Here is a 16,324-nt window from a genome sequence, read left to right as displayed (position 1 = left end):
AACAGTAAGGAAACGGCATTTTAAATAGATTTTAATTTAAATTATATATAAAACCGTTTCAAATTATGAAACGGTTTTTTTGTTTTTAATTTTTTATAGTATAAGAATATGTATCAGTTATTATCAGTAATTATTATCGTCATTATTATTCCCTTGCGTCTGTGAGAAGGAAGATGTATGACTGTACATATATTGAGCCCTCTCACAGTGTGAGAGGGCTTTTTTTATTCCCATTTGTTAATTTTTTTTAAACCCCTATAACATGTATTACAACGACGACACGACCATCTATTTTGACGGAAAATTTATGAAAGCGAAAGATGCCGGAACAGATCTGTATGGACAATCTCTTCACTATGGGTATTCTGTTTTTGAAGGAATTAAATCCTACAGCACAGATCGTGGAACTCAAATTTTTAAAGCAAAAGAACACTACGAAAGACTGAAAAGATCAGCAGAACTCATGCATATTCCTTTCGATTATTCCGTAAATCAGCTTACAGAACTTACCTATGAACTTCTGGATCGTAATGGGTTTACAGATGCTTATATCCGTCCGTTGGTCACATGTTCACCCAATATGTCACTCTCAAAAGGACAAAAATCTTATCTGTCATTGCTTGCCTGGGAATGGAATAACGGCTATCTGGCAGATAAAATGAAAATTATGACTTCCCCTTTTCAGCGTCCTAATCCTAAGGCTTTCAAGGTGGAAGCCAAAGTAGGAGGACATTATGTAAACTCTATATTGGCCTGCCAGGATGCCAAAGACAAAGGATATGATGAAGCGCTGGTTCTGGATGAAAACGGAAATGTTGCTGAGAGCTCGGGAGCTAACGTGTTCTATGAAAAAGACGGGGTTTTATACACTCCGGCTAAAGGAAGTATCCTTCCGGGAATCACAAGACAAACCGTTATGGAGATCTGCGATGAGCTTGACATTCCTGTAAAAGAAACCTTTTTTAAACCTGAGGAAATGAGGGGTGCAGATGCAGGCTTTTTCTGTGGTACGGCAGCAGAAATTGTTGCCTTGGATTCACTCGATGATATTCCTTTTACGAAAGACTGGAAAAATACTGCAAGCGGGAGAGTACAACAGGCATATTTAAAATTAGTAAGAGTTCTGTCATTGTAAATATTATGAATTTAAATATTTGATTATCAATTCAATGAATCTATTTTCTTAATAATTGAATATTGTAGTTTTTAGAAAAAATGAAAATGAAAAGAATATTACAAAATGTAGTTTTGGATCAAAATTTAGTAAAGAACTCTATTTGAAGAAGAGAAAAAGAATAGAAAATGTAGGAAAAGTATGTTAAATAAATATTCAAAAACATTCACGCAAAATAGCGAACAGCCCGCAGCCAAAGCCATGTTGTACGGGATAGGATTTACAGAAGAAGATATGCATAAGGCTCAGGTCGGAATTGCCAGCATGGGCTATGACGGGAACACTTGTAATATGCATTTGAATGATCTGGCTCAGGTAGTAAAAAAAGGAACATGGAACCACGGATTAGCCGGATTGATTTTTAACACCATCGGAGTAAGTGACGGAATGAGCAACGGAACAGATGGAATGCGCTATTCTCTGGTAAGCCGTGATGTAATTGCAGACAGTATCGAAGCCATCTGTGGAGCACAATACTATGACGGATTGATCGCATTGCCTGGTTGTGACAAAAATATGCCCGGAACCATCATCGCGATGGGAAGGCTGAACAGACCATCCATCATGGTGTACGGAGGAACAATTGCTCCCGGCTGCTATAAAGGTGAACAGCTTAATATTGTTTCTGCTTTTGAAGCATTAGGGAAAAAGATTGCAGGAGAAATCACAGAAGAAGATTTCGATGGAGTTGTGAAAAATTCCTGTCCCGGAGCAGGGGCATGTGGTGGAATGTATACCGCCAATACAATGGCTTCTGCCATAGAAGCATTAGGAATGAGCCTTCCGTATTCTTCTTCCAATCCCGCTTTAAGCAAAGAAAAACAGGAAGAATGCCTGGAAGCAGGGAAATATCTGAAAGTATTACTGGAAAAAGACATTAAACCTTCGGATATCATGACTCGTAAAGCTTTTGAAAATGCGTTGCGAATGATTGTTATTCTCGGAGGAAGTACCAATGCCGTTCTGCATTTTATAGCCATGGCAAAAAGTGTGGGAGTTCCCCTTACTCAGGATGATTTCCAGAAGATGAGCGATAAAACTCCGGTGCTGGCAGATTTAAAACCAAGCGGGAAATACCTGATGCAGGATCTGTATGAGCACGGAGGAATACCATCAGTAATGAAATACCTTTTGAACCATGGATTATTACACGGTGACTGCTTAACGGTAACCGGAAAGACAGTAGCAGAGAATTTAGAAAATGTCCCCGATCTGGATTTTACGACTCAAAAAATCATTAAGCCATTATCAGAACCTGTAAAAGAGACAGGGCACCTGAGAATATTATACGGAAATCTTGCTGAAAAAGGAAGTGTAGCCAAAATTACAGGAAAAGAAGGCGAACGTTTCGTAGGCAAAGCCCGTGTATTTGATGGTGAAAAAAATCTGATCAGAGGAATTCAGGATGGAACCGTACAACATGGTGATGTCATTGTCATCCGTCATGAAGGTCCGAAGGGAGCTCCCGGAATGCCTGAAATGCTGAAACCCACCAGTGCGTTGATCGGAGCTGGCCTTGGAAGTAGTGTTGCCTTGATTACAGACGGAAGGTTTAGCGGAGGAACTCATGGTTTTGTAGTAGGACACATCACTCCCGAAGCTCACGAAGGAGGTCTGATCGCTTTTGTTAATGATGATGACCTGATTGAAATTGATGCTGTCAACAATACCATACAGCTTAAAGTTTCAGAAGAAGAAATAGAAAGAAGAAAGAAAGGATGGCAAAAGCCTTCACTTAAAGTACAGAAAGGATTGCTTTATAAATATGCATTAACCGTATCGTCAGCCGCAGAAGGCTGTGTAACAGACGAAATCACTCAATAAAAATATGGAAAACCTGAATTTATCAACAGAAATACAACTGAGCGGAAGCCGGATCATTCTTGAAGCCTTTCTTCAGGAAGGAGTGAAAACCGTTTTCGGATATCCGGGAGGTGCCATTATTCCAATTTATGATGCCCTTTACGACTATCAGGAAAATCTTAAACATATACTTGTACGCCACGAGCAAGCAGCAGTACATGCAGCACAAGGTTTGGCAAGAGTCTCAGGAGAAGTCGGTGTTGTATTAGCTACAAGTGGCCCTGGAGCAACCAATCTTGTAACAGGTTTGGCAGATGCGTTATTGGATAATACTCCTTTGGTCTGTATTACCGGACAGGTTTTTGAACACCTTCTCGGAACCGATGCCTTTCAGGAAATAGATGTAATGAACATTACAAGCCCGGTTACCAAATGGAATTATCAGGTGACTGATGCCAATGAGCTTCCTGAAGTATTGGCAAAAGCATTCTATATCGCAAAATCAGGCCGTCCCGGTCCCGTATTGGTTGACGTGACCAAAAATGCCCAGTTACAGTCTGTTGATTATAAAGGATACTCGCCATGTTCTTCGCTAAGAAGCTATAAACCCGATCCTGACCCATGTTTTGACAGTATCAAAAAAGCAGCACATCTGATCAATAATGCAGTAAAACCATATATCATCGCGGGGCAGGGGATTATGTTGGGAAAGGCTGAGAAAGAGTTCTTAGAGTTTGCTGAAAAATCAGGAATTCCCGTTGCATGGACCGTATTAGGGATGGGTGCTATTCCTACTCATCATCCACAAGCTGTAGGAATGGTAGGAATGCACGGAAACTATGGCCCGAATATATTAACCAACGAATGTGATGTCTTAATTGCTGTCGGAATGAGGTTCGATGACCGCGTGACCGGAAGATTGGATCAGTACGCAAAACAGGCAAAGATTATTCACCTGGATATTGATAACGCAGAGATCAATAAAAATGTAAAAGTGGATGTTCCGGTTTTGGGAAACTGCAAACATACGCTTCCTCTTCTTACAGAAAAGATCGTAAAAAGAGAACATCATCATTGGCAAAAAAGATTTAAAAAATGTCATGAAATTGAAACCATCAACCTGATTCATACGGAGCTGTATCCGGAAGAAGGTGAGATCACAATGGGAGAAGTGATCCGCCAGTTGAATGAGATCACAGCAGGCGAAGCAATTATTGTAACAGATGTAGGGCAGCATCAGATGGCAACATGCCGCTATTCTCATTTCAAACATTCCCGAACCAACGTTACAAGCGGAGGGCTGGGAACAATGGGATTCTGTCTTCCCGCGGCGATTGGAGCCTTTTATGCAGAGACCGGCCGCCCTGTGATTGCCGTGATGGGTGATGGAGGAGCTCAGATGAATATTCAGGAACTGGGAACCATTATGCAGTATCATCCGGAAGTGAAGATTTTAATTCTTAACAATTGCTATCTGGGAATGGTAAGGCAGTGGCAGGAATTGTTTCATGAAGAAAGATATTCCTCAGTAGATATTCAGAGTCCTGATTTTGTTCAGGTGGCAAAGGGATACAATATTCCCGGAAAAAAAGTATCCGAGAGGGAAGACTTAAAATGGGCACTCCGTGAAATGCTCGATTACAACGGATCTTTCCTCCTTGAAGTAATGACAGGAAAAGAACACAACGTATTTCCGATGATTCCCCAGGGAAAAAGTGTTTCGGAGATTGTATTAAATAATAAAGTTTAAAAATATAAAAGATGAAAACAGATCATAAAGAATATACCATTACAGCGTATACAGAAGATTATTTAGGATTGATCAGCCGCATCAATGCTATTTTTTCAAGAAGAAGAATTTCTATGGTGACCTTCAATGTAGGCCCTTCAGGAATAGAAAAAGTAAAAAAGTTTGTTATCGTAATCAGAGAAACAGAAGATTCTGTTCAGAAGATCAGCAGACAAATGGAAAAACAGGTAGACGTTCTGGAAGTACATTACCACAGAAACCCGTATCTGACCGCAGTAGAATATGCTAGTTAAGCACAAAAAAATTAAACATCAATAAATAAAATCAAAAAAAATGGCAAAATTGAATTTTGGAGGAGTAGAGGAGAACGTAGTAACAAGAGAAGAATTTCCATTGGAAAAAGCTCAGGAAGTATTAAAAAATGAAGTCGTGGCAGTAATTGGGTATGGAGTACAGGGACCGGGACAGGCTTTGAACCAGAAAGATAACGGAATTAACGTAATTGTAGGACAGAGAAAAAACTCCAAATCATGGGATAAAGCGGTTGCAGACGGATTTGTACCGGGAGAGACTTTATTTGAAATCGAAGAAGCATTAGAAAAAGGAACTGTTATCTGCTATCTTCTGAGTGATGCCGCACAGATAGAATACTGGCCGAAAGTAAAACAGCATCTTACTCCGGGAAAAGCGTTGTACTTTTCTCATGGTTTCGGAATTACATTCAGCGAGCGTACAGGAATTGTTCCTCCAGCCGATGTAGATGTATTTCTGGTAGCACCGAAAGGTTCAGGAACATCATTGAGAAGGATGTTTTTACAGGACAGAGGTCTGAATAGCAGTTTTGCCGTTTATCAGGATGCTACAGGAAAAGCCCGAGAAAGAGTAACCGCATTAGGTATTGCGATAGGAAGCGGATATCTTTTTGAAACCGACTTTAAAAAAGAAGTATACAGCGACCTAGCCGGAGAACGTGGAACTTTGATGGGTGCTGTACAGGGAATATTTGCCGCTCAGTATGATGTATTGAGAAAAAATGGCCACAGTCCCTCCGAAGCTTTTAATGAAACGGTGGAAGAATTGACTCAGTCATTAATGCCTTTGGTAGCGGAAAACGGAATGGACTGGATGTATGCCAACTGCAGCACAACCGCTCAGAGGGGAGCTTTGGATTGGTGGAAGCGTTTCAGAGATGCTACTTCGCCTTTGTTTGAAGAACTGTATGACAACGTAGCCAAAGGAAACGAAGCACAACGTTCTATCGACAGTAACAGCAAACCAGATTATCGTGAAAAATTGGAAGCCGAACTTGCAGAACTGAGAGAAAGCGAAATGTGGAAGGCAGGTAAGACGGTACGAAGCCTGAGACCCGAAAACAATTAATTACTAAACAGATGATGAAAGAGGAAGTAAGTTCCTCCGTTCTAGAGAATGTCTATAAAGCGGAGGAACGATTAAAAGATGTAGTGGTAAAAACACCTTTAGCTGTGAATAATAATTTGTCAGCTATTTATGAGTCGAATATTTGTTTTAAAAGAGAAGACCTTCAAAGGGTCAGATCCTATAAAATAAGAGGAGCCTATAATAAGATGACCACCATGTCTGAGGAAGAACTTTCAAAAGGTGTTGTTTGTGCCAGTGCCGGAAATCATGCCCAGGGCGTTGCTTTTGCATGTCAGACCATGGAGGTCAAAGGAACGATTTTTATGCCTTTGCCAACTCCCGGACAAAAGCTTGAACAGGTGAAAATGTTTGGTGGAGAATACATAGACGTTATTCTTTTCGGAGATACTTTTGATGCCGCAAAAGATGCCGCGATGAGGTTTTGCAAGGATCATAACAGTGTATTTATTCATCCTTTTGATGATCCGGCGATTATTGAAGGACAGGCTACAACGGCTTTGGAAATTCTTGAACAGTCAGAAGGTCTGGTTGATTATCTTTTTGTTCCGATAGGCGGCGGCGGCCTGGCAGCAGGAGTCTGTACTGTATTTCAGCATCTGTCTCCACAAACAAAAATTATTGGTGTAGAACCCTCCGCAGCAGCAAGCATGAAAAAAGCCCTTGAAAAAGGGGAACCCGTTCTTCTAGAAAAGATAAGCCGTTTTGTAGACGGTGCAGCCGTACAGCAAGTGGGAGATCTTACTTTTGAACGCTGTAAAGATATCCTGTATGATATGGCAACAGTAGATGAAGGACTTGTCTGTGAAACCATATTGTCTTTGTATAATAAAGATGCTATTGTTGTAGAACCGGCAGGAGCACTTTCGGTAGCAGTATTGGAAAAGTACAGAGAGGAAATAAAAGGTAAAAATGTAGTGTGTATTATCAGTGGAAGCAATAATGACATTACCCGTATGGAAGAGATCAAGGAAAAAGCATTGCTTCATGCAGGATTAAAACACTATTTCCTGGTTAGATTTCCACAGCGTCCCGGAGCATTGAAAACCTTTGTAATGGATGTGCTGGGACCTGATGATGATATTACCTACTTTGAATACACCCAGAAAAATTCAAAAGAAAAAGGAATTGCAGTTGTAGGAATTGCCCTGAAGCAAAACAAAGATTTCACACCATTGATCGATAAGATGAAGCAGTATGATTTCTTTGTTAACTATCTGAACAATGATCCTTCTCTGATGAATTTGCTTATTTAAAATTTTTAAACCATTAAGAATAATAAAGTTTTTAAGAATAGTGAAGGAGAATATCTTGAGATATTTATTAAGTAAGCTGCTTCATTCAAATGTATTTGAAACTTAACTTTCCTTACTATCTAAATTCTTCTTAATGGTTTGCAATCATATTCAATATTAAATTATTTCGTATTTCAGATTCTAAAAACACAATGATGAAAAAAGCTTCACACTCTGTGAAGCTTTTTTGTTTTTTGGCACTGTCAAACGACATAAGAAACTGAAGCGTTAAGAAAATGAATTCTGTGAACGTTAAAAAAACTCTGGTGTTTGAGTGTGGGACAACATATGATTCTCAACATAGAGTGTTTCCGCGCGAATTTAGAGTTTTTAAAGAACAGATTTCATTTTTAGCTGAAGTTTCTAAGTCTTGAATTTTTGATTCTTTTGTTTCAAGACAAAAGAAGTATAATGAATAAAAAAAATTAACGGTTTCCAATCATATTTAATATTAAATTATTTCGTATTTCAGATTCTAAAAACACAATGATGAAAAAAGCTTCACAATCTGTGAAGCTTTTTTGTTTTTGGCACTGTCAAACGACATAAGAAACTGAAGCGTTAAGAAAATGAATTCTGTGAACGTTAAAAAAACTCTGGTGTTTGAGTGCGGGACAACATATGATTCTCAACATAGATCGTTTCCGCACGAGTTTAGAGTTTTTAGAGAACAGATTTCATTTTTAGCTGAAGTTTCTAAGTCTTGAATTTTTGTTTCTTTTGTTTCAAGACAAAAGAAATATGATGAATTAAAAATATTTTTTTGAACCATTAAGGATAATAAAGATTTTAAGAATAGTTAAGGATAATATCTTTCGATATTTATTAAGTAAGGAGCTTCATTCAAATTAATTTGAATCTTAACTTTCTTTACAACCTGAATTTTTCTTAACGGTTCCAGATCATATTCAATATTAAATTATTTCGTATTTCAGATTCTAAAAACACAATGATGAAAAAAGCTTCACAATCTGTGAAGCTTTTTTGTTTTTGGCACTGTTAAATGACAAAAGAAATATAATTCTTTTTATAGATTATCTTTCAAGCGAAAAATTCGAAATTACTTTCGGACGTTCAGCTTCATTAGCCACTTTCCAGGATGTTCTGTACATCCATTCAGTCATTTTATAGAGCTTTTTGTAATTGATATTTTCTGATTCATCCTGTGGAGTATGATACTGATCGTGCAGCACACTGGTGAAGAATATGGCAGGAATTCCAATCTTAGCATAGGGAAGATGATCACTTCTGAAATAGAAATACTCAGCATGGCTTGGGGAATCCCAGTCTTTCAGGTATTTGAATTTTGTACTTTCATTATTGGCGTCTTCGGCCATTTTTACAAGCTCTTCAGAATTTTTGTGAGGAGCATTTCCTCCTAATAAAGCAGCTTCATTGTTGTCATTTCTTCCAATCATATCACCATTCAGCACGGCTACAATGTTCTCTTTCGGAACAACGGGATGCGCTGCATGCCATCTTGAACCCAGTAGTCCTCTTTCTTCAGCACCATGGAAAACAAAAAGGATACTTCTTTTTCCCGGCTGTTTTTTGTAAGCTCTGGCCATTGCCAACATGGCAACACAAGTACTGGCATTATCATCAGCACCGTTGTAGATCGTGTCATTCTTTACAGGATGTCTGATCCCGTCATGATCCTGGTGTCCGCTCAGCAAAACATATTCATTCTTAAGAACAGGATCTGTACCTTCTATTTTTCCGATAATATTCACTGAAGGATATTTGTAAGTTTCAGTAATCAGATTCAGAGAAGCTTTCGGATTGTTTTTTACCCAGTCAGCATTTTCTCTTTTGATCCACAAAACAGGAATATTATTTGTGATTTTTTCTCTTAATCCTTCCACTCCGTAGCTTCCTCTTGTCATTTGAGGCAGAACTTCCACCCAGCTTTGTTCAGAAATATCATCGGTGATGAAAATAATAGCTTTTGCTCCCAGCTGAAAAGCTTTATCGTAATATTTATTTCTTACAAATCCAGGATATCTTCTTACAAAAAGGGTCATGTCTTTTGAAATATTCTTGTCAGAAGCATTTACCGCAAGAACTTTTCCTTTGATATTCAGTTTCGCAAGCTCTTCAGGCTCTGCGTTTCCGGCATACACTATGTCAGCATCTAATGAAGCATTTACAGGTTCAGCGACAAGGAAATCTTTCCATAATTTCAAACTGGTATCTCCGACTTTCAGGCTGCTTTGTGGAATCACCTGATGTCTGTACATATCAAAAAACTGGAAAAAAGTTCCGTTATCTCCGGCGGGTTTCATTCCTGCTTCTTTGGCTTTGTCGGCCAACCACATAGAAACTTTCAATTCATCCAGAGTTCCGGCTTCACGGCCCCAGAACTGGTCCGCAGCCAGCTGATACATATCGGTACGAAGATCAGCTTCTTTGATGGCAGAAACAAGAGGTTTTTTATAATTCTGAGCATTTCCAAAGGCAAATAAAAAGAGCCCAAGGAGAGAGAAAATATAATTTCTATTCATAAGAACGCTTAATTGAAGTTAGCCAATTTTTCTGAAAACTGTTTTGAAAACTCTTTTCTGTCTTCTTCCAGTTTTTCCTGTGTAGAAGGTAAAATATAATTAAAAAGGATTTTGTCTTCATTGTCTAAAAAGATAATTTCCTTTTCATTTCCATCAATCATCTGTGAGAAAATCTCCCACATCGGAGTGTCTTTTAATTTTAATAATTCAAAAAACTGTTCTGCTTTGATTTCGATTTTCTGCATGTTCTTTTTTATATAGTATCGTTGAATATTTCTGAATTCTGATTCAAAAATAAAGATTTTGTATGGTAAAGCGTATTAAAACTCGAGAAACTTCAGCTTAAACTGGATAGCGAAGTTTTCCTTGAAATGAGGTGTTGCATAATAACCCACTCTGTAAAATACACCAAGGTTGAAATAGCTGGAAAGGAAATTGTTCCATTCTACACCGACTTCCTGATACAGGTGATCCAATTTTCTGAACTTAAACTGGTGGTATTCCGGATGTTTCATATCTCCTATAGTTCCTCTTAAGACAAAATCAAAGCTGGAAATATTGTGTCCGAAACTTTTCAGATACCATGGAAGTTTATGCGTAAAGTAATAGGCAACGAATCTGTCATTATAGTATTTTCCTCCTTCCAGTGTTGCAAACCCAAGATAAGAAGTAAGGTTAAAATTAAAATCTTTGCCCGGAGACGCAAGCCCGTTCATCGTAAAGTTTTTCCAGATAGGCGCTCCACCCAGAACCAGACCTCCATATAATCTGAAACCTGTAGTCCCGATCGGTGTTTTAAAATTATGAACAAATAAGGCGTCAAAACGGGAATAATTAAAATCCCCCTGCAGTATTTTGTAACTCTGTTCATAATTAAAATAGAGTTCAGGATATTTCTGATCAATCAGAGATTTTCCCTGCGGAGTCATAATATTGGTAGAATTCGGGGAATATTTTAAGGTGAAAAGAGTATTAAAATTCCGGTACGAAGTTCCTCTGTCTCTGAACTGATAATCGAATTCAGCCTCTTCCGTGTTTCTTCTTGCATCAAGGGCCAGGGTAAGTCCGTTGGTAACATCGTTCAGATAAGATAATGACATTCCTTTAAAATGAAAATACCGGTCATTATTCAGATTATTCCCGAAGTTCATCATTCTCATCTTGAAATTCCAAAGTTTTCGGTTGAATTCTCCGGAGGCTGTTACATCATCATACACCTCAAATCTGAAAAATGAGTTTTTCTCCAGGGTGGTTTTCATGTCAAGACCCATTCCATACTTCCATTTTCTGTCCTTCATACCATATGCAAAATAGTAGTCTGGTGAAAAATAAGGGTTGAAATTTTCATTCAGCTTGGCTTTTAAACCTAATCTGAAACCTTCGTATGAGTTATAATTTACAATTTCATCTACGGCAAAGTCTACAGAACCTACTCTGATCTGTCCGTTCAGTAATCCCGATAAAATCTGGGCTTTGCTATCGATTTTATATTTTTTTCCTAAACTGTCGATCGTTGTATAGGTATTTTTTTCTCTTTCAGTAAGAGGATCGGTTCTGTATTGGTCCAGAGAATGCCCGTCAATATTCTTTACAGAGAAAGTATAGCCTTTGAAATCTTTTGGATTCTCTTCAATAGGAGCCTCGAAATCAAAATATTTTGAGGTAAGAAAAGCGTAGGTTCCAAAGCTTTTTTTGTCTTTCTTATCATCAGCATGCACTTTGTCATCCATAGCCATTTTACCCATTTTAAGCTTGGCCTTTTCGTGGGCAAGAAACCATTTGTTATTATAAAACACCCAGGTACTGGTGATAATTCCGTCGTTTTTGTTTTTACTGAAATTTTCAATCTTTTTGAGTCCGTACGTTTCGGTATCTATATAAATAGTACCGTTGTACTTTCGTTTTCTGTCCGGTTTTTTGTAATTCACCTCACGAAAACGGATCACAAAGTTTTTTCTCCCATCCAGAGTAACAGTATCTGAAAGGAAGAATCTGTACAATCCTCTGTTTTCAGGTTTTATCTGTTCCGGAACCACATCCCTGTTACTTTGCTGAAGAGCGATCATTTCATAGATAGGCTGCTTCAGACCAGAGATTCTGTTGTCCAGAATATTGATCTTTTCCCCATACTTTTTGGAGTATAAAAACTCCTGGGCTCTTTCCCAAAGGAAAAGCTTACTTTTTGAAAATATCTTTCTTGCAGTGATGTTATTCAGCGAGTCTTTTTCTCTTTTTTTCTTGAAAATATTGAGATCATTAAAATACTGATTAAACTGGGACAGGCTGTCTTCATCAATATCCAGAGAAATTTTTTCGTAGGATTTGTAGGAATAAGATCCTAAGCTTTTGGGTGAGTTTTCGTTAAATAGTTTATTGACTTTCTTAAGAATTTCCAACGCTCTGGGATCACTTTTATCTTCAATAACTACGGCTTCAATATTGGTGGTCTTTGATGTTTTTTTAAGCAGGGAGACCTCCATGCTGCTTTCCACGGTGATCGTTTCTTTCTGATAAGAATCAGCGTCAATATCAATGTTTTTACATCCTGTTTTAAATTCCAGAATACCTTGTTCATTGGTGTATCCAATAACGGTATTGTCACAGGATACCTTTGCTTTAGAGACAGGTTTTTGACTGGCGTCATCCACAACCTTAATTTTTGTTTGTGAATACCCCAAAAAGCAGATCATAAAAAATAATAACAGTAAACCCCTTTTCATGTAAAAAAACTACGTCAAAAATAATGATATTTATTCTTGTATAAAAGTTTTTAACAGAGTATAACATTGATTTAATCTAATGTTTTCATGGACTTTGCAAGGACAAGACCAAATGAAAAAATGATCAGATAGTCTTTCTGTATTTTAATGGATTTTTCAAATAAAAAAACTCCCTAGCAGTTAAGATTCAGGAGTTTTAATTGTTTTTCGTTGTTTTGTGTTTTAGAATCGTATTTATTGATCATTGAGCGCTTTCATAAACTCAATAATGTTATCTATTTCTTTATCAGTAAGTTGTAGTGGAGCATCAGAAAGCGTCTGGTTTTCTACTTTAAATCCAAAAGCTTTTCCACCTCCTTTGTTGTAAAAACTCATCACTTCTCTCAATGTTTTGTACCCTCCGTTGTGCATATAAGGAGCTGTTTTTTGAATGTTTCGAAGAGTTGGTGTTTTGAAAGAATGCTGCAAAGAAGCTACTGTTTCATGAAATTTTCCTCTTCCCGGATCGGCATCAAATGTTTGATTCTCTGCATTCACTGCCACACCCAATATTTCCTGCTCAGTTTTTTTGAAATTCGGAGGCACTGTACCATTGAATAAAGGAAGAAAATGACAGATTGCACACTGGGCTTTTCCAACAAAAAGATTAAATCCTTGCTTTTGATTTTCTGTCATTGCTGATGTATTCCCTCTCATATATTCATCAAAAGCTGAATTGAATTTTGCCAGCGAACGGATATAGCTTGCCAGTACATTCTGCAGCTGCCAAACCTCTGTTTTTTGAGAGTGATAAATCTTTTTGAATGCTGCCTGATAGTTTTTATCCTGATTGATTTTGGCAAGAATGACATTCAGATCACCGTGCATTTCTTCTTTATTGGAGATCACATCCGAGCTCTGTCCTTCCAGGTCATCCTTTCTCATATCCCAAAACTGGCCATGCTGATAGCCTGCATAGTTGAGTGAAGGTGTATTTCTCGCCAGTTCCGAATTTTCAAGGGACATGGCTTTGGCAAGACCGTCTGTAAATGCTTTCTCTGGAATATGGCATGTTGCACAGCTACGATTATTGCTGTTGGATAAAATTTTATCATTAAAAAGCTGATGTCCGAGAGCCGCCTTTTCTTCCGAATAGGCATATTCTTTTCCAGGAGTGAAAGCATTAGGATTAAAAGCATTTTTAGAAAAAAAAGTAGCTGCATTTTTGTTTAAAGCAGTAATTACTTCAACATCCGGAATCTTCTCCTGATTTTTAAAATCAAGCATCAAAGCGGTGATTTTGTTCAAATGATCCGGAATGAAATTGACGTAATCGAATGTGTTTTTGTCTGTATTTTTCTTCAGTACGCTAATAGTTGAACCGATCTCTGCCACGATACTTTTTAAGGCTTTATTTTTCGAACGATCAGTGGAAATCTGTTCCAAAGTTTCTTTTATTCCTTGAAGAGAAGAGGGCATTTCCTGTAAAAATGTTCCTGAAACAGGTGTGTCAAAACCAGAAATCCCTAAGCTGGAAATTCTGAAAGCTTCCTGTCTTAAGGCATCAAAAACCTGATCTTTACTGATCGTAATGACCTGAAAGTTGGTTTCTATGGTATTGCTTTTATTGATGAGCTTATTGAGCATCCTGATCACTTCCTCTTTATTTCCTTTATCATATGGATAGAACATCTCTTCCAACACCTGAAGCCCTTCGGGTTCTATTTCCGTATGTTCGTCCATTTCTATTTCAGGAAGGGCAGGACCATTGATAAACCTTGCGGAGTGGGGAAGGAAGTATTCTACAGCCCATTCCATTGTTTTGTAGGTTTTTCGGATATCCTGAAATTTTTCCTGAAGGAGCTTTTCATCAGCATTTTTAGAAACCAGGTTTTTCAGTTCGTTAATTTGCTTTTCGAAATCAGCATTAGTTTTGATAATCCTGTTTTTTACAGAACCAAGATCTTCATACACAGGCTGCTGCTTATCATTTTTACAGTAGTATAAAGTAAAAAGTGCTGCTGCACAGTACAGGAAAAGGAGTATTGGATATTTTGAAAGCTTGTTCATAGGTATGAAAAAGTATCAACAGAAATATTCTATTGATACTTTGATTTGATATGAAGGAATTAAAACTATTTTTCTACGTTTCTGATGATTACAATCTGCCCACCTTCTTTGTTGGTGTTGATTCCTGAACCGTCAGGGTTTTTGAATTTATCCAGCTGCCATGTATGAGAATGGATATTCACTGAGAAGGTATTCGGAATTCCGATAATGTCTGAAATGTCAACCATTGCCCCGAATTCCCATGAACCGAATTTCTGAAGGTCTCCGGATTGGTTGTAAGCAGTCTGCCATGCAGAGTCACCTCTGTTGTGCCTCATGTTCAGCCATGGCTTGTATTGTTTTGTAGCAATATTCAGCTGCCAGATATAAGAATCGTGGTTGGCATTTTTGTAATAAGAATCTCCGTCTTCCTGGATGTATACAAAGTTTTCAGTTACACATAAGTTATCAGGGTTGATAAGGTTATTTCCTGGGTTAGAATCTCCTTCAGCCACCACTTCCAGTTTTCCTGTCAACATATTATTGGCGTTCAGAACAAGTTTGTAAACTCTTCCCCACATCGTTAATCCTGCTTTTGGGTTCACACCATCAGAAGATTCACCTGTAGCGGTAAAGTAGATTTCTCTTCCTTTTCCTGCTCCTTTTCTGTAATCTACATCTTCCACTCTTGAAAAACGAATGGCGTTATTATCGATGTTTTTTTGGTTGATCTGAGCTCCGGTAAGGTTTTTAGCGTTCGGAATTTCCACGAATTCTACATCATAGCTGCTTCCTTTCGTCATATCTGTTTCCGTATAGTTGCTGTTGGTTCTTTTTAAAGAATACAACTTACCGTTATCAAGATCTCCCTGATTATCGGCAACATACATGATCAATTGTCCTGCAGACTGATGAGAAGAAGAATAAGACTGGTCTTCACCAATGATGATATAAGTTTTTCCGTTAGAAACATCTTTAGGAAGTGGAACTGCATTTTCCATGGAAGCCTTTCCTAAAGCTGGTTTTACCCTTGTTTTATCTGATGCCTGAGAGGCTGGTGCCAAAGGATTTAGAGAGTGAACCATACTTTCTTCACCTGATTCCCCAGCAGTAAGAAATGCGCTGAAACCATGAATTTCAGGAGTGGCCAATGTAGCCGAGCATAATCTTGTCATTCCTCCGGTTCCATTTAAGATATATTCTCCTTTTACAGGCTTAAATGTTTTGTCTAAATAAACTCTTGATACCGATTGTTTGATTTCATGATTGGTGATCATCAGATAGCCATCCGAGTTAGGATCTTTCATAAGACCCATTCCGTCTGGCTGACCTCCGAAAACGAAATCTGGAGAACCTGGAAGAACGTCAGAACTGGAAATAAGAGTGGTAATATTTAAATTTTCAAAACCTTGCATTCCATAAACGAAAGCGGGTTCTTTAGAAAAATTTTCAAGTTTGATTTTATCATTGACAGGAGTGTCAGAGTTACTGTTGTTGTCATCGTTACAGCTTTGAAAAACAATAGCAGCAAGGAATAGAGCTCCAATAGTTTTGTTAATTTTCATAATTACATTTTTTGAATTTCGATTATGGCAAAACTAAAGGTCTAGTGTTAATTATGTTTTAAGAAGACAAAACAAATAGTTTAATAT

At 37.9% G+C, this 16,324-nt stretch carries 11 protein-coding genes; 6 read left to right on the top strand and 5 right to left on the bottom strand.

The annotated features are described in order from the left end of the window. The first annotated feature begins 262 nt into the window (after nt 1-262). The 6 genes from ilvE (at nt 263) to ilvA (ending at nt 7,381) form a co-directional block, all read left to right on the top strand. Nucleotides 263-1,135: a branched-chain-amino-acid transaminase gene (gene ilvE, locus DDF69_RS13300; RefSeq protein ID WP_114821210.1), complete on the top strand. Its 873-nt coding sequence runs from the start codon at nt 263-265 to the stop codon at nt 1,133-1,135. Between the two features lie 180 nt (nt 1,136-1,315). Beyond that, nucleotides 1,316-2,998 (top strand): dihydroxy-acid dehydratase, encoded by a 1,683-nt coding sequence (gene ilvD / locus DDF69_RS13295; protein ID WP_114821209.1) that lies wholly within the window; start codon nt 1,316-1,318, stop codon nt 2,996-2,998. 4 nt (nt 2,999-3,002) lie between these two features. Continuing rightward, nucleotides 3,003-4,727 carry a biosynthetic-type acetolactate synthase large subunit gene (gene ilvB, locus DDF69_RS13290; protein ID WP_114821208.1) on the top strand — a complete coding sequence of 575 codons (1,725 nt, stop codon included), beginning with the start codon at nt 3,003-3,005 and terminating at the stop codon, nt 4,725-4,727. Between the two features lie 11 nt (nt 4,728-4,738). Then, the gene (locus DDF69_RS13285; RefSeq protein ID WP_114821207.1) at nt 4,739-5,020 is read left to right on the top strand and encodes a hypothetical protein; all 282 of its coding nucleotides are present in this window, start codon (nt 4,739-4,741) and stop codon (nt 5,018-5,020) included. A 40-nt stretch (nt 5,021-5,060) separates the two neighbouring features. After that, nucleotides 5,061-6,107 carry a ketol-acid reductoisomerase gene (gene ilvC / locus DDF69_RS13280; RefSeq protein WP_114821206.1) on the top strand — a complete coding sequence of 349 codons (1,047 nt, stop codon included), beginning with the start codon at nt 5,061-5,063 and terminating at the stop codon, nt 6,105-6,107. 11 nt (nt 6,108-6,118) lie between these two features. After that, on the top strand, nt 6,119-7,381 hold the full coding sequence (gene ilvA, locus DDF69_RS13275) for a threonine ammonia-lyase (protein ID WP_114821205.1): 1,263 nt from the start codon (nt 6,119-6,121) through the stop codon (nt 7,379-7,381). 1,073 nt (nt 7,382-8,454) lie between these two features. On the opposite strand, the gene DDF69_RS13270 is transcribed toward ilvA, so the two are convergent. From DDF69_RS13270 to DDF69_RS13250, 5 genes are all read right to left on the bottom strand, one after another. Beyond that, nucleotides 8,455-9,924: a M20/M25/M40 family metallo-hydrolase gene (locus DDF69_RS13270; RefSeq protein ID WP_114821204.1), complete on the bottom strand. Its 1,470-nt coding sequence runs from the start codon at nt 9,922-9,924 to the stop codon at nt 8,455-8,457. Between the two features lie 8 nt (nt 9,925-9,932). Beyond that, complete coding sequence (locus tag DDF69_RS13265; protein ID WP_034697514.1) at nt 9,933-10,169, bottom strand: hypothetical protein; 237 nt, start codon at nt 10,167-10,169, stop codon at nt 9,933-9,935. Nucleotides 10,170-10,244: 75 nt separating this feature from the next. Then, on the bottom strand, nt 10,245-12,572 hold the full coding sequence (locus DDF69_RS13260; protein WP_228411992.1) for a hypothetical protein: 2,328 nt from the start codon (nt 12,570-12,572) through the stop codon (nt 10,245-10,247). A 306-nt stretch (nt 12,573-12,878) separates the two neighbouring features. Then, nucleotides 12,879-14,693 carry a cytochrome-c peroxidase gene (locus tag DDF69_RS13255; RefSeq protein WP_114821202.1) on the bottom strand — a complete coding sequence of 605 codons (1,815 nt, stop codon included), beginning with the start codon at nt 14,691-14,693 and terminating at the stop codon, nt 12,879-12,881. A 65-nt stretch (nt 14,694-14,758) separates the two neighbouring features. Beyond that, nucleotides 14,759-16,237, bottom strand: coding sequence for an alkaline phosphatase PhoX (locus DDF69_RS13250; protein ID WP_114821201.1), 1,479 nt, complete (start codon nt 16,235-16,237; stop codon nt 14,759-14,761). Nucleotides 16,238-16,324: the final 87 nt, after the last annotated feature.

Origin of the sequence: Chryseobacterium sp. KLBC 52 (assembly GCF_003347605.1) — a bacterium.
Taxonomy (GTDB): domain Bacteria; phylum Bacteroidota; class Bacteroidia; order Flavobacteriales; family Weeksellaceae; genus Chryseobacterium.
Note: the sequence above shows the minus strand (reverse complement) of the source record. Positions and strands in the feature narration are given on the sequence as shown.